12 protein-coding genes and 2 rRNA genes are annotated in these 15,141 nt (G+C 41.1%); 13 read left to right on the top strand and 1 reads right to left on the bottom strand.

Features of this window, described 5'->3' with window-relative positions; genetic code table 11:
- The 7 genes from L3V38_RS06245 to ihfA all read left to right on the top strand — a co-directional run.
- Positions 1-108: ribosomal RNA gene (locus L3V38_RS06245) — 23S ribosomal RNA — on the top strand; the annotation flags it as partial.
- 188 nt (positions 109-296) lie between these two features.
- A 5S ribosomal RNA gene (gene rrf / locus L3V38_RS06240) occupies positions 297-411 on the top strand.
- A gap of 171 nt (positions 412-582) precedes the next feature.
- Positions 583-1,638: a DUF2066 domain-containing protein gene (locus L3V38_RS06235; protein ID WP_237118742.1), complete on the top strand. Its 1,056-nt coding sequence runs from the start codon at positions 583-585 to the stop codon at positions 1,636-1,638.
- Positions 1,638-2,348: a DnaA regulatory inactivator Hda gene (hda, locus tag L3V38_RS06230; RefSeq protein WP_205989508.1), complete on the top strand. Its 711-nt coding sequence runs from the start codon at positions 1,638-1,640 to the stop codon at positions 2,346-2,348. Before L3V38_RS06235 ends, hda begins: the two co-directional genes overlap by 1 nt.
- 76 nt (positions 2,349-2,424) lie before the next feature.
- A complete protein-coding gene (gene pheS, locus L3V38_RS06225; RefSeq protein WP_062568835.1) occupies positions 2,425-3,405 on the top strand; it encodes a phenylalanine--tRNA ligase subunit alpha in 981 nt (326 codons plus the stop codon).
- A gap of 15 nt (positions 3,406-3,420) precedes the next feature.
- A complete protein-coding gene (pheT, locus tag L3V38_RS06220) occupies positions 3,421-5,808 on the top strand; it encodes a phenylalanine--tRNA ligase subunit beta (protein ID WP_237118741.1) in 2,388 nt (795 codons plus the stop codon).
- Positions 5,809-5,810: 2 nt separating this feature from the next.
- On the top strand, positions 5,811-6,110 hold the full coding sequence (ihfA, locus tag L3V38_RS06215; protein WP_036969033.1) for an integration host factor subunit alpha: 300 nt from the start codon (positions 5,811-5,813) through the stop codon (positions 6,108-6,110).
- 42 nt (positions 6,111-6,152) lie between these two features.
- On the opposite strand, the gene L3V38_RS06210 is transcribed toward ihfA, so the two are convergent.
- Complete coding sequence (locus L3V38_RS06210) at positions 6,153-6,953, bottom strand: DUF2989 domain-containing protein (RefSeq protein WP_237118740.1); 801 nt, start codon at positions 6,951-6,953, stop codon at positions 6,153-6,155.
- Positions 6,954-7,126: 173 nt separating this feature from the next.
- Here L3V38_RS06210 and L3V38_RS06205 point away from each other — a divergent pair, with 173 nt between their 5' ends.
- The 6 genes from L3V38_RS06205 (at position 7,127) to L3V38_RS06180 (ending at position 15,111) form a co-directional block, all read left to right on the top strand.
- On the top strand, positions 7,127-8,569 hold the full coding sequence (locus tag L3V38_RS06205) for a glyceraldehyde-3-phosphate dehydrogenase (protein ID WP_130149653.1): 1,443 nt from the start codon (positions 7,127-7,129) through the stop codon (positions 8,567-8,569).
- Between the two features lie 201 nt (positions 8,570-8,770).
- Positions 8,771-9,898: a M14-type cytosolic carboxypeptidase gene (locus L3V38_RS06200; RefSeq protein ID WP_130149654.1), complete on the top strand. Its 1,128-nt coding sequence runs from the start codon at positions 8,771-8,773 to the stop codon at positions 9,896-9,898.
- Between the two features lie 286 nt (positions 9,899-10,184).
- Entirely contained in the window at positions 10,185-11,687 is a 1,503-nt protein-coding gene (locus tag L3V38_RS06195; RefSeq protein ID WP_237118739.1) for an alanine/glycine:cation symporter family protein, read from the top strand.
- Between the two features lie 143 nt (positions 11,688-11,830).
- Positions 11,831-12,157 (top strand): hypothetical protein, encoded by a 327-nt coding sequence (locus tag L3V38_RS06190; protein WP_130150085.1) that lies wholly within the window; start codon positions 11,831-11,833, stop codon positions 12,155-12,157.
- 1 nt (position 12,158) lies between these two features.
- Positions 12,159-12,440 carry a DUF1315 family protein gene (locus L3V38_RS06185; protein WP_130149656.1) on the top strand — a complete coding sequence of 94 codons (282 nt, stop codon included), beginning with the start codon at positions 12,159-12,161 and terminating at the stop codon, positions 12,438-12,440.
- On the top strand, positions 12,430-15,111 hold the full coding sequence (locus L3V38_RS06180; protein ID WP_237118738.1) for a DUF349 domain-containing protein: 2,682 nt from the start codon (positions 12,430-12,432) through the stop codon (positions 15,109-15,111). The genes L3V38_RS06185 and L3V38_RS06180 overlap by 11 nt, the downstream gene beginning before the upstream one ends.
- Positions 15,112-15,141: the final 30 nt, after the last annotated feature.

Below are 15,141 nucleotides of genomic sequence, written 5' to 3'. Positions count from 1 at the left end.
TTAAAGTCTCTGAAGGGCCGTTGAAGACTACAACGTTGATAGGCAGGATGTGGAAGTGGTGTGAGCCATTAAGCTAACCTGTACTAATTACCCGTGAGGCTTAACCATACAACGCCAAACGCGTTTTGTGGCAGCGTAACGAACAGAAGTTAAGAAACTAAAGTAGAATTTACTTAAAATCAGCATTCCGAATTTTAGTAGGGTGAACCGCAACGCTTAATGCGAAATCAGTTCACCTTGCGCAAAGGACTCGTAAGCGCTACGCGCTTTATCGAGAATCCTTTCCACGTATTTTGCTTGGTGACAATAGCGTTTTGGACCCACCTGACCCCATGCCGAACTCAGTAGTGAAACGAAACAGCGCCGATGATAGTGTGGCATTTGCCATGTGAAAGTAGGACATCGCCAGGCTCCAAATTAAAGAAACCCGTTGCAGCAATGCAGCGGGTTTTTTGCGTTTGTCGTCGCGCTTTTATATCGCGCTCCATCCTCATTGTCAGCTGCCATTCATTAAATTAACTTTGCTTTGTGTATGGCTTTGATTTAGGATCAAAACAGTTTAAAAGCAAGAACTAATGGCCTGTGTCTAGATTACTTATTTGTTTATTATTATTTTTTTCGAGTGCTTCAACTTTTGCTGTTGAGGTGACTAGTCTATATCAAGATACCCTTAAAGTTGCAGACAAATCACGCGATGCTCGTTTAGCGGCAAGTCGTGAAGCATTGCTAAATGTGCTGGTTAAGGTCAGCGGTGATACAAGTGCGGATCAAAACCCTCTTGCTAAACAGCGTACCCGCGATATTTCAGATTACATGCTTAAGTTTGAATATGACGAAAAAGCAGACGGTAGTTTAAATCTGGTCGTTAAGTTTGAAGCGAATAAGATTAATGCACTGATCAAAGATCTCGGTCTGCCATTATGGGGTACACGCCGTCCTTTAGTTGCTATCTGGTTAGGTATTGAAGATAACTGGCGCCGTGAACTGGTTACTCAAGAATCATATCCGCAGCTTGAACAGTTAATTTATGATAAAGCAGGTGAGCGAGGTTTACCTGTCGTTGTTCCTTTGCTTGATTTACAAGACCGCTCAATTGTAGGTATCCCAGAGGTATGGGGTAATTTTTCTGAGCCTGTAGAGCGTGCGTCGAGTCGTTATAGTGCAGAGCGCAGTATCACTGCAAGAATGTATCAACAACAAGACTCAGAAACGTGGATCCTTGATTGGCGTTTTACTAATGATGACCTCTTTGAAACGAATCGGCTGGTAGGTGACAAGCAACAGATTGTTGCTGATATGGTTGATAGTTTAGCCACAGGCTTGGCATTCGAGTATGCGATAGATCCGACTACGATTGGCCAACTTGCATCAGCAACATTTTATTTAAAGGGTATTAATAACTTTGTTGATATTGAACTTGCAAAACGCCGATTAGCAACCTTGAGTGTTGTTACACGTGTAGAAATTTTGCTACGTACACCAGATATGGTGCAATTCAATGTTAATCACACTGGCAGTATGAATGATTTTAGAAAAGCGCTAGAACTTGATAGTGCCTTTAAAGCCTATGAGGACCCTCGAGATTTTTATCAAGTTATTAATCAAGACGAACTTGAATATCAGTGGCAGGGGCTTTAATTCTAGTGCAAGAACCTATGCAAATGGCACTGCCGGTTACGTTGCCTGATGATGAAACGTTTACGTCTTATTTTGGTGGCGAGAATTCTCTTGAGGTTAGTCATCTTAAAGATGCATTTACAAAACTAAGTAGTAAATTCCAATATACTTACTTATGTGGTCTAGGTGATTCTGGTAAGTCTCACTTGTTGTACGCAACCTGTATTGACGCCCAGGAGCGTGGCTTGTCAACGATGTTACTGTCTATGAGAGAGGTGATTGACTACGGGCCTGTCGTTCTGGATGGCTTGGAGACTCTTGATGTTTTATGTATCGATGACGTTCATTTAGTGGCTGGCAATGATGCATGGGAAAAAGGATTATTTAACTTTTTCAATCGCTTTAATGAGCCAGGTAAATACTTGGTTGTTACTGCCGATCTATTACCTGATATGCTGCATATCAATTTACCTGATCTTGTATCGCGTTTGAAATGGGGCACGACATTGCAAATACGCTCAATGAGTGACGATGACAAGGCTGAGGCACTCGTTCGCCGTGCCCACATGCGCGGCCTTGAACTGACCGATGAATGCGCGCGCTTTTTATTAACGCGATTAAGCCGTGATATGCGCGCACTACTCGATGTTTTAGATAAACTTGACCATGCCTCTATGGCTGCACAAAGAAAATTAACAATTCCTTTTATAAAATCAACGTTAAAGCTTTAGTAGGGCTAGAATCTAGTCCTTGCTTTCAGTTATCATTAGCTATTACAAAATCCTTCTGTGAAAGACCAGGTACTCAATGAACTTAGAAAATATTTTAGCGCAAGCACTTGAGGCTGTTGCCAGTGCGAACGAAATCGCGCAATTAGAAGATATCAGGGTTAATTACCTTGGTAAAAAAGGTGAAATCACCAACTTACTTAAAACGCTAGGCAAGATTGCCCCTGAAGAGCGTAAAGAAGCGGGTCAAGTGATTAACCAAGCAAAACAAGAAGTACAAACAGCCATTAACGAAAAGCGTGAGTTACTAGCAAGTAAGGCTCTTGAAGAGAAGCTAGCGGCAGAAACGATCGACGTAACTTTACCGGGTCGTGTTATGCCAACAGGTGGCTTACACCCAGTAACTCGTACTATTGAACGTATTGAAAGCTTTTTTGGTGAGTTAGGTTTTGCGGTTAAATCAGGTCCTGAAGTTGAAGATGATTTTCATAACTTCGATGCGCTAAATATTCCTGAGCACCATCCTGCACGTGCTGATCACGATACTTTCTATTTCAACCCTAAGCTTGTGTTACGTACACAAACAAGTGGTGTACAAATCCGTACGATGGAAACTGAGCAGCCACCACTGCGCATCATTTCTCCAGGTCGTGTTTATCGTAACGATTACGATCAAACACACACGCCAATGTTCCACCAAGTGGAAGGCTTAATGGTTGATACAGATGTAAGCTTCACTGAGTTAAAAGGTATTCTGCACGACTTTTTACGTAACTTCTTCGAAGAAGATATGGAAATTCGTTTCCGTCCTTCTTACTTCCCATTTACTGAGCCATCAGCTGAGGTTGATGTTATGGGTAAAAACGGCAAGTGGTTAGAGGTATTAGGCTGTGGCATGGTTCACCCTAACGTTCTTAAATCAGTGGGTATTGATCCAGAAAAATACACAGGCTTCGCATTCGGTATGGGTGTTGAGCGTTTAACCATGTTGCGTTACGGCGTGAATGACTTACGTGCATTTTTCGAAAACGATTTAAAATTCCTAAACCAGTTCCGTTAAGAGTGAAGATATAAAATGAAATTTAGTGAAAAGTGGTTAAGAGAGTGGGTTAACCCAGCAATCGACACACAGGCTCTTTCGGAACAGTTATCAATGGCTGGTCTTGAAGTTGACGGTGTTGAGCCTGCAGCAGCAGAGTTCACAGGCGTTGTTGTTGGTGAAGTGGTTGAGTGTGGTCAACACCCTGATGCTGATAAATTACGTGTGACTAAAGTAAACGTAGGTGGTGATGAGCTACTTGATATCGTGTGTGGTGCACCTAACTGCCGCCAAGGTTTAAAAGTCGCTGTTGCGACTGTTGGCGCTGTATTGCCTGGCGACTTCAAAATCAAAAAAGCCAAACTTCGTGGTCAACCTTCACACGGCATGCTGTGCGCATTCGTTGAATTAGGTATCAGCGAAGAAGGCGATGGCATCATGGAATTACCAAGTGATGCGCCAATCGGTACTGACTTACGTGAATACTTAAGCCTTGATGACAACATTATTGATGTTGACTTAACACCAAACCGTGGTGATTGTTTAGGTATTAAAGGTCTAGCGCGTGAAGTGGGCGTATTGAATAGTGTTGATGTAAATACACTTGAAATTGCACCAGTTGCTGCAACGATTGAAGACAAAGTATCGATTGAGCTTGTAAATGATGAAGCGTGTCCTCGTTATTTAGGCCGTGTAATCAAAGGTATTAACCTTGATGCAGAAACACCACTTTGGATGGTAGAAAAGCTGCGTCGCAGCGGTATTCGCTCAATTGACCCTGTTGTTGATGTAACAAACTACGTGTTATTAGAGTTAGGTCACCCAATGCACGCATTTGATTTAAATGCGATTGAAGGTGGTATTAAAGTACGTAGCGCAAACGCGGGTGAAGAGTTAGTTCTGTTAGATGGCAACACAGCTAAACTAAACGAGTCTACGCTTGTTATTGCTGATCACAACAAAGCGCTTGCTATTGCAGGTATTTTTGGTGGTGAAAAGTCTGGTGTAACTGAAGCAACTTCAGATATTTTATTAGAAAGTGCATTCTTTAACCCGGTAGCGATTGCAGGTCAAGCACGTAGCTACGGTTTACACACGGATGCGTCACACCGCTACGAGCGTGGTGTTGATTTTGCACTGCAAAAAGATGCGATGGAACGTGCGACAGCATTATTACTTGAGATTGTTGGCGGTGAAGCAGGCCCTGTTGTTGAAGCCGTAGCAACAGACAAACTACCAAAAGTAACAGAAGTGCGTTTACGTCGTGAGCGTTTAGACCGCGTAATTGGTCACCACATTGATGATGTAAAAGTCACTGACATCCTAACGCGTTTAGGTTTAGACGTGAAAATTGTTGATGGCGTATGGAGTGCAGACGTACCTAGCTATCGCTTTGATATTCGTATCGAAGAAGATTTAATTGAAGAAGTTGCGCGTGTTTACGGCTATAACAGCATTCCAAACGTTGCACCAACTGCTAAATTAAAAATGACTAACCATGATGAGTCGCATGTTGCGGTGACTAAATTCCGTAATACGCTTGTAACGCGTGGTTACCAAGAAGCAATTACCTATAGCTTCGTTGATCCGAAAGCACAAGCAATTTTACACCCGCAAAGTGATGCACTTGTATTGCCACACCCAATTTCAGTTGAAATGTCAGCAATGCGTGTGAGTTTAATGCCGGGTCTATTAGCATCATTAGTTTATAATCAAAACCGCCAGCAACCACGTGTACGTTTATTTGAGCATGGCTTAAAATTCTTACGTGACGAAAATGCTGAAAACGGCGTAAACCAAGTTGCTGTCATTGGTGGTGTTATCTCTGGTCTTGCACACGGTGAACATTGGGTTCAAGAAAAGCGTAGCGTTGATTTCTATGACTTAAAAGGTGATGTTGAAGCACTTTTAGCAATTAGCAATGATACAGCACGTTTTGAGATCAAAGCAGAGCAGTCTGATGGCCTACACCCTGGTCAATCGGCAGTAATTTATTCTGATGGCAAGAAAGTAGGTTTCTTTGGTGCAGTGCATCCACAGGTGCAAAAGTCACTAGATATCAATAACACAGCATTTGTGTTTGAAATCGAAATGTCTGCACTAGAAAAAAGAAAATTACCAGAAGCTGTGGCTGTGTCGAAATTCCCGTCAAACCGCCGTGATATCGCGATTTTAGTGGAAGATCAGGTGAAATCTGGCGATATTTTAAACGTGATAGAAAAAGTTGGCGGAAATCAATTGGTTGACCTAAACTTATTCGATGTGTATAAGGGCAAAGGTATTGAGCCAAATTATAAGAGTTTGGCGATTGCTCTAACACTACAAGCGGTTGATAGAACGCTCGAAGAGAAAGATATCAATCAGGTAGTTGATAATGTGGTGGCCGCACTGGCCGAACAATTTAACGCATCGTTGAGGGACTAGATATGGCGCTTACTAAAGCCGACATAGCTGAACACCTATTTGAAAAACTCGGGATTAATAAGAAAGATGCCAAAGATTTAGTTGAAGCGTTTTTTGAAGAAATCCGCTCAGCGCTAGAAAAAGGTGAGCAGGTTAAGCTCTCTGGATTTGGTAACTTTGATCTTCGAGATAAGAAAGAACGTCCAGGCCGTAATCCGAAAACAGGCGAAGATATCCCTATTTCGGCACGCCGAGTGGTAACTTTTAGACCCGGTCAGAAGTTAAAAACTCGCGTTGAAGTTGGCACAAGCAAATCAAAATAAAAAAAGGCAGCGTTAGCTGCCTTTTTTATTTCTTTTTGCTGTTTAAAAATCGCGAGGGGACACAAACTGACCTGCTTGGATACTGTCGTAGGTTTGTTGTGCTAAATCATCTAAGCTATCTAGGCTCTTACCTGAGGCTGTTAACTTATGTTCGATTGGTAAAATATCAACATTTTCGTAGCCAGATAACTGCGCAACCCGTGCGAAAGTATATGCGTGCTTGTATTTTTCATGTTTATAAAACAAGCTGACTAAAGTTGGGTAGATCTCAGGATTTGGGGTTTCATCTGCCTTATTGAGTTCTAATGTTTTGTAAAGCAAGTCGATTGTTTTTTCATCATCAAACTTTACATAATAACTGGCAAGGAAAAATTGCATTTCAGCATTTTCAGTGACACTTTTATCATTTTCTAGAGCAAGTAACTTAGTTAACGCAGATTGGTCATTATTGCGTGACCAGTGATAGTAAAGAAGGCCTGGGTGTTTGGTGTCTTTAGTATCTTGAAAGATACGGGTCATTTCCTTAATGCTCGTCAAGTGGCCTTCAACTCGTGAGGTTGTTTTTTCTTTTAGTTTTATATGCTCAATTTTTGCTGCTAACGACACGCATTGGTCATACTTTTCAAAGCCTTTTAAAAGCTGATACTTATTTTCATCGGTAGGCGACTTATATTCAATATAACGTTGCATGATGACGTCTTTGCGTTGCTCTTTACAGTGGCTATCTTTATTTAGGTCATTACAAAAGCCAGGGGTTTCTTCACACACTTTGGCTAGTGTCAGCGGATCTTCGCACCCAGTTAATGCCAGTAAACCAAGCAGCAGGCTTGCTCTTAATAACATTCCTTAACCTCAAGTTAATAAATACTACTTTATTCTAGCGCAATGAATTGATCTGTAACAGTGGAGAATCATTTGAGTTTAAATTAGAATACCCGTGCCAGAGATGTGCTGCTCTCAAATCACAGTACATTTTTATGGCTATCCGTTCAAAATTGTTTAATTAGGTAAAAAAAATGACCTCATCTCACGAGTTAGAATACACAAACAGCTGGCAAGAACGTCAAGACTACGCAGAAAGCATGCAACCAATTATTGGTAAGCTTTACCGTAGTCGTGGTATCGAAATTGCTGTATATGGCCGTCCTCTCGTTAATGCCAGTACAATCGATATCATCAAAGCACACAAAACAGTTGCTCAGTTTGAAGGTACAAAACTACGTTTACGTGAAAGCTTCCCATTTCTTGAAGCGATTAGCAAAATGGATTTAAACTCAGCACGTATCGATATTGGTAAACTAGCGTATGGTTATTTATTTAATGATGCAGCTAAAGGTCGTTCAGTTGAAGAGTACCTAACTGACGAACTGGCGGAAATCGCTAATGCAGAGCGAAAAGAGCCGCGTGATGTTGTGTTATATGGCTTCGGTCGTATCGGTCGTTTATTAGCGCGTCTATTAATTGAGAAGTCAGGCCCTTATGCTGATTTACGTTTACGTGCAATCGTCGTACGTGGCGGTAAAGACGGCGACTTAGAAAAGCGCGCAAGCTTACTGCGTCGTGACTCTATTCACGGTCCATTCAATGGCTCTATTACAATTGATAAAGAGCGTAATGCAATTAAAGCTAACGGTAGTTACATCCAAGTTATCTACGCTAACTCACCAAGCGAAGTTGATTACACAGCTTACGGCATCGAGAATGCACTTGTTGTCGATAACACAGGTATCTGGAAAGACGAAGCAGGCCTTGGCCAGCATTTAGAAGCGAAAGGCGCTGCAAAAGTATTATTAACTGCACCTGCTAAAGGCAATATTAAAAACATCGTATACGGTGTAAACAACCAAGATATCAAACCTGAAGATAAAATTGTGTGTGCAGCAAGCTGTACAACCAATGCTATTACGCCTACATTAAAAGCGCTTAACGATAAGTTTGGTATCAAGAATGGTCACGTTGAAACTGTTCACTCATACACAAATGACCAAAACTTAATTGATAACTACCATAAAGCTGAGCGTCGTGGTCGTGCTGCTGCACTGAACATGGTTATCACATCAACGGGTGCTGCAAAAGCGGTTTCTAAAGCGTTACCTGAGCTTGAAGGTAAACTAACTGGTAATGCTATCCGTGTTCCTACACCAAACGTATCGATGGCTATCTTGAACTTAAACCTTGAAAAAGGTACAACTGTTGAAGAACTAAATGCGTTCTTACGTGAAACAGCACTTTACTCAGATCTTCGTGACCAAATCGATTACACAGCGTCAACTGAAATCGTATCTACAGACTTAGTGGGTAGCCGTTACGCAGGTGTTGTTGACTCACAAGCAACAATCGTAGATGACAACCGTGTTGTGCTTTACGTTTGGTACGATAATGAGTTTGGTTATAGCTGTCAGGTTGTACGTTGTATGCGTGACATGGCTGAAGTAACTTTCCCAAGCTTACCTCGCTAATAGCTAAAAAATAAATAATATAGAAGCCAGCATTATGCTGGCTTTTTTAGTCGTGAAAGTGTTTGCAAATTTTCTGCATGTGATAGGCTGTGCTACGTCTACACCATATTACTAACAAAACGTTCTACATAAGAGCGTTGACTTAATTCTTAACTAACAAGCGAGTAGCTAAGAATTATTTTTAACCAATAGGTTTATAGAATGAAAATCACCAGCAATTTTGACAGTGGTAATATCAAGGTTATTGAAGCCGTTGATCCGCTGAATATTCAATTAGAAATTAATAAAGACAATCAGTCTGATTTTTTCCAGTGGTTTCACTTTCGTCTTGAAACAACGCCGTTTCAAAACCATAAATTACATATTAATAACCTAGAAAACTCAGCGTATCCAGACGGCTGGGAAGGTTATCACGCTGTTGCATCATACGACCGTCAAACGTGGTTTCGTGTTCCTTCTGAGTACGCCGATGGCACGCTATCTTTTGAAGTTGAACCTGAGTGTGGCAGCATATATTTTGCTTACTTTGCACCATATAGCTATGACCGTCACTTAGATTTACTTGCATGGGCACAAAGCCAACATGCATGTGAACTAGAAACATTAGGTGAAACACTTGATGGTCGCGACATGAGTGTATTGCGTGTAGGTATCCCAAGTGAGGATAAAAAGACCATTTGGGTCACTGCACGCCAACACCCAGGTGAAACGATGGCTGAGTGGTATGTTGAAGGTTTACTTCATAAACTACTTGATGATGAAGACCCACATGCCGCAGCACTCTTATCTAAAGCGGTATTCTATATCGTGCCAAACATGAATCCTGATGGCAGTGTGCGTGGTCACCTGCGTACTAACGCAAAAGGGGTTAACTTAAATCGTGAGTGGCAAACACCGAGCATGGAAAATAGCCCTGAAGTATTCTTGGTGCTAAACAAAATGCGTGAAACTGGCCTTGATATGCACTTAGATATTCATGGTGACGAAGCAATTCCTTATAACTTTGTTGCAGGTAGTGAAGGTATTCCAGGTTACGATGACCGTTTAAAAGATTTAGAAGATAGCTTTAAAGCTGCGCTTTTAACAGTGACGCCAGAATTCCAAGACGAGCATGGTTATCCAAAAGATGAGCCGGGTCAGGCTAACTTAACGGTAGGTTCTTCGGCTGTTGCCCATGAGTTTAATGCATTAGCGTATACGGTAGAAATGCCATTTAAAGATAACGATGATTTACCAGATCCTGATTACGGTTGGTCAGATCGTCGCTCGTATCAATTTGGTCAAGATACGTTAGCGGCCATCGTGAACGTGGTCGATAAACTAAGATAACGCACATTACGGGCATCAGCAAAACTGATGCCCGTAATTGTATCTACTGATAAAAGTTTCAGCGGTGCTTACGAATAGCACAATGAATGTTAATTAAAGTCACGTACACGTCATTTTGAAAATTAACTGTTAACAAAGATGGGGTGTTTAAGTTAATATTCAATACGTTTCGCTGAGACGTTATTAAATTTTATTAATATTTCTCACACTTATATGTCGCGTATTCTCACAAGCTCACGCAGAGTATCGTAACTAACAATAAAAAATATCATCATAGAGGATATCCATGGAAGCTCTTGTAAGCGCCGTCAATGACATAATCTGGAGTAATGCACTCATTTACTTATGTCTAGGTGCAGGTCTATTTTATTCCGTTTTAACCCGTTTTGCTCAAGTTAGACATTTCAAAGAAATGTGTAAGTTATTGCTAAGTTCTAATAACTCAGATACTGGTATTTCATCATTCCAAGCGCTAGCTGTTTCATTATCTGGCCGTGTTGGTGTGGGTAATATTGCTGGGGTTGCTGCGGCAATTGGCTTCGGTGGGCCTGGTGCTATTTTCTGGATGTGGGTTGTGGCGTTTTTAGGCGCGAGTACAGCCTATGCAGAGTCTACCCTTGGCCAAATTTATAAATCTGAAGAAGACGGTCAATATCGCGGTGGTCCAGCGTATTACTTTGACCGTTGCTTACAGCAAAAGTGGTTAGCTGTATTATTTGCCGTATCAGCTATTGTTGCCTGTGGCGTATTCTTACCTGGCGTACAAGCAAATGCGGTAGGTAATGCATTTACGCAAGTGTTTGGTGAAGGCACACTGGTTAACACAAGTTTTGGTGAAGTAGGTAGTTTTAAGTTAGTTGCACTGGCTATCATTTTAATCGTGCTTGCGTTTATTATTTTTGGCGGTATTAAACGTATCGCAAACTTCACACAAATCGTGGTGCCATTTATGGCGTTAGGTTACATCGTACTTGCTTTAATCGTGGTATTTTTAAATCTGGATAAAGTGCCTGGTATCTTCTCAATGATTTTATCTGATGCATTCACAGCGCAAGCAGGTTTTGGTGCTGCAATTGGCTGGGGTGTTAAACGTGGTATCTATTCAAACGAAGCAGGTCAAGGTACGGGCCCTCACGCAGCATCTGCGGCAGAAGTTGATCATCCAGCCCAACAAGGCTTAGTACAAGCATTTTCTGTTTACGTGGATACAATCTTTGTGTGTACTGCAACAGCATTAATGATCCTTATCACTAAGCAATATAATATTGTTGGTGAGTTACCTGCGGGTCAATTTATTGTGCAAAATGTTGATGCAGCTACGGAAGTAGGCTCTGCAGCCTTTACCCAAATGGCACTATTTAGTGTATTTGGTGGTTTTGGTGAAGCATTTGTTGGTATTGCGTTGTTCTTCTTCGCATTTACTACAATCCTTGCTTATTACTATATTGCAGAAACTAATGTTGCTTACTTAAACCGTTATTTTAAAGGTAGCATTCCATTAGTTGTCGTTAAAGTGGTTATCATGTTCATGGTTGCTTACGGTATGGTGAATAACTCTGGCTATATTTGGGCAATTGGTGATATTGGTGTTGGCTTAATGGCTTGGATTAATATTGTCGGTATCTTAGCCATTTTCTTTGTCGCCAAACCAGCACTCAACTGTTTACGTGATTATGAAGATCAAAAGAAAGCGGGTGGTGAAATTACCTTTGATCCAGTTAAGTTAGGCATCAAAAATGCGATCTTCTGGGAAAAGCGTTTAGTAGATAAGGCTAAAGAAAAAGAATAAATCGTATTTCCAAGATGAGTTTGATGATTGCAGTTTTCGAATCTTCACAATTGAATGAAATTCAAATAAGACATCGACTCATAAAACGAGTACAATAAAGGGCGCCTTAAGGCGCCTTTTTTATGCGTAGTATGGAGAAAGATATGGCGATTATTAGTTGCCCGCAATGTGCAAAATCAATATCTGATAAACATAAGCAGTGTCCGCATTGCGAATGCCAAGTCACCGATCTTAGCAATGAACAAATGCAACAAATGCAAAAAGAAACGCGCATTCGTAAACAACAAAAGTTTATGAATCACTCTTTCCTCGCACTGATTTTATTTTTAGGGGGCTTTTTCTGTTATTACTTTATGCACCCCGAAGCAAAGTCTCTTGAGTGGTATGCCTATTCAGCGGCAATGGCTGTAGGTTTTGTTTGGTATCTCGTTAGCCGCATCTATTTAGTAGTTTTGAAAAAGAAAAAGTAACATGAATATTGATCACATAGTTAAAAATATCACCCCCGACGTATTTGAGCGTCTTCAGTACGGCGCCTCAACAGGTAAATGGCCTGATGGCACACCATTAACTGAAGAGCAAAAACAACAAACCGTTCAGCTCGTGATGCTTTACCAAGCTAAAGTTTCGCAAACCAATGAGCAATTTACCATTGGTGAAAATGGTGAAATGGTGCAAAAGAGCAAAGCTCAATTGCAAAAAGAATTCGCATCAGAAAATGAAATAGCTAGGTTTAGTGAAAATGATCTTTAAACACCTGTTTACTCCGAAATGGAAGCACCCTAAAAACCAAGTTCGTTTGGCAGCCGTTGAACGCCTTGATACCGAGCGCGATCTCAGCATCTTAAATAGTATTGCACTGGAAGACAGTTCTGCAGAGATCCGTAAAAAAGCCTTGAATAAAGTGAATGATATCGTTTTGTGGTGGCAGGTGTATAAGCAAGATCAAGCGCTGAAAGAGCTTGCCGAGCAGCACATCAATCAAGCTGTTTTAAACACTGACAGTCAATTAGATGTAAACATTAAAAATGAATTTATCGAGCGTTATGCGCCTGTTAAAACACTAGAGAAGTTAGCATTTGCAGAAAAAGAAGTGCAAGTTCGCGTTAAATTATTAAAGCGTTTAGCCAATGCTAACTTGATTGATAAAGCATTTAAAGAAGGCAGTGAAGAACTACAAGCTCAGCTTGTTGAGTTGGTTATCAATCACCAGTTAGCAAAATCATTATTAAAGCATGCCAAAGGGAAAGCTCAACAGCAGCTAGCCACTCACCTTGAAAACGAACGTTTAGCTATTGAAATGCCAGCTAAAGTTGAGGCAGATACACGCGTTGTGTTGGCCAAATTAAATGCATTACGTGATAAAACTGATTTTCAACTGGTATCTCAACAACATGCTGATTTGTTACAGCAATGGCAGGCGATTGAACTTAAGTGGTTGAATGAAGAACAAGTTAAAGCGCTTGATAAAAAATACATAGCGATCACTCAAAAGTTAGATGTTCACCTTGCTTCGCTTCGTAATGAATATGAAATTGCTCAACAATTATTATTGGAGCAACAGCGCCAAGTACTCGCACTGGCAACACTTGAAGCGTTATCAGAAGAGATTGAGAATGCTCTACAGCTTGGGATGGAAGCGCCTGAGCAAATCCAACAAGATTGGTTAGAAGCGAAAGTAGCACAAGCAAAAGAAGCACTTACTGAAACAAAACTAACTGATAATCAAACTGTTCGTGATGTTAAAAAGCGCTTAGAGAGTTTGTTTGAGCAGGTAGAGCAATTACCAACACTTGTTACCTCGATAGCTGAATACAAACAAGCGTTTGAAACGTTATCTGCGATTGAACCAAGTGATGATGAAGCACTGTTTGATGAGCGTCAGCGAGAGTTTAAAACACAGCAAAAAAATGCTCGTCAAAAATTATCTAAGATCCCTTCGCGATTACAGGGTAGTTTAAAAGCAGCCTTAACAGCGCGTGTTAACATGTGGCAAGAAGCAATGGCGCCACTTACGACAAAATTGACTAAAAATCAGCAAGCCGCTAAGCGAAAAGCACGAGATGTTAAACGATTGATTGAGCAAGGTCGTTTTAATATTGCATTTGGTGTTTTTAAAGGATTTGAAGAACTATATAACACGCTAACCGAGTCTTATAAGCAACCACTTGATTCACTTAAATCTGACCTTGAGTCGCAATTAGCGGAAGCAAAAGATTGGCAAAAATACGCATCTGCACCAAAGCGTGAAGCACTACTTAAAGAAGTGAGTGAATTAGCGACAGCAGAATGTACTGACCCTAAACAACGTGCAGAGCAAGTTAAACAGTTGCGTCGACGTTGGAATGAATTAGGGCGTCTTGATACAGAACAAGAGAAACGCCAAGGTGAGCAATTTGATCAGCAAGTAGAGTTACTGTTTGCGCCGTGCCGTGAGTACTTTGCTGAGCAAGAGCAACAGCGTGAGCAAGCTAAATCACAGCGTGTTGATATTATCTCACAAATGCAACAGCTAAATGAATTGGATACTCAGTCTGATGAGTTTGATTGGAAGCAGTTTGAAAGTAAATTTAATCGGATTGCTAAAGCATGGCGTTCTGCTGGTAATGTAGATCCTAAAACATACCGTGAACTACAAGCGCAATTCAAAGCTGCACAATCACAAGTTCAAGCTCAACTTGCTGCATTTCATAAAGCAAATGCTGAGCAAAAAGCTGCACTTGTTGAGCAAGCAACACAGTTATCGCAAAGCGATGATTTAGCTGCTGCGTGCCAAGAGCTAAAAGCACTTCAACAAACTTGGCAAACAATAGGCTTTGCAGGGATGAAAGCAGAGAACACTTTATGGCAGCAATTTAGACGTGTTAATGATGAGACATTTGCCAAGCGAAGTGCCGAGTTTGAACAGCAAAAACAAGCACAACAGCAAAATGACGAAGTTATAGCAGAGCAGTTAACTGAGCTTGAATCTGCACTAGAAACAGTGGTTCATCTTGCTCAGCTCAAAGACTTAGCTGCGAAGCTTGCAGAGCTTGAGTATTCGAAAGCGTTATCAACTCGGGTTACTCAGTTAGAAGCGGCGATTAGTGCAAAAACAGCGCAAATTAGTAAGCAAGCAGAGCTCTCTAAGCTCAATGCTTTATTTACAGCGCTTGAGAGTAATACTGATATTCCTGCTCAGTTCCAAACGCCATTGACAACCGTATTAAACGCGCAGCAATTACTAACACGTATTGAAATTTTAGCTGGTGTAGAGTCTGCCGATAGTCAATTACGTATGACTGAGCAAGTTGCGATGCTTGATGATAAGCACCGTGGAGAACAAGCCGATGTTTATTACTACTTGAAACAGCTTTTAGCGGTCAGTGAAGGTTCAGTTTCACCTGACACACTAGCAAGGCTTAAAGCAATATTTGCACAATAACGACTATTTAGAAGCCGCTTAATTAGCGGC

Source organism: Pseudoalteromonas sp. L1, from assembly GCF_021728095.1.
Lineage (GTDB): Bacteria > Pseudomonadota > Gammaproteobacteria > Enterobacterales > Alteromonadaceae > Pseudoalteromonas.
The sequence above is the reverse complement of the archived record's forward strand: the minus strand, read 5'-3'. Positions and strand labels throughout refer to the sequence as shown.

Coding starts and splice junctions, on each gene's coding strand:
- pheS (WP_062568835.1), top strand. CDS start 2,425: ATGAACTTAGAAAATATTTTAGCGCAAGCACTTGAGGCTGTTGCCAGT.
- pheT (WP_237118741.1), top strand. CDS start 3,421: ATGAAATTTAGTGAAAAGTGGTTAAGAGAGTGGGTTAACCCAGCAATC.
- ihfA (WP_036969033.1), top strand. CDS start 5,811: ATGGCGCTTACTAAAGCCGACATAGCTGAACACCTATTTGAAAAACTC.
- L3V38_RS06210 (WP_237118740.1), bottom strand. CDS start 6,953: ATGTTATTAAGAGCAAGCCTGCTGCTTGGTTTACTGGCATTAACTGGG.
- L3V38_RS06205 (WP_130149653.1), top strand. CDS start 7,127: ATGACCTCATCTCACGAGTTAGAATACACAAACAGCTGGCAAGAACGT.
- L3V38_RS06200 (WP_130149654.1), top strand. CDS start 8,771: ATGAAAATCACCAGCAATTTTGACAGTGGTAATATCAAGGTTATTGAA.
- L3V38_RS06195 (WP_237118739.1), top strand. CDS start 10,185: ATGGAAGCTCTTGTAAGCGCCGTCAATGACATAATCTGGAGTAATGCA.
- L3V38_RS06190 (WP_130150085.1), top strand. CDS start 11,831: ATGGCGATTATTAGTTGCCCGCAATGTGCAAAATCAATATCTGATAAA.
- L3V38_RS06185 (WP_130149656.1), top strand. CDS start 12,159: ATGAATATTGATCACATAGTTAAAAATATCACCCCCGACGTATTTGAG.
- L3V38_RS06180 (WP_237118738.1), top strand. CDS start 12,430: ATGATCTTTAAACACCTGTTTACTCCGAAATGGAAGCACCCTAAAAAC.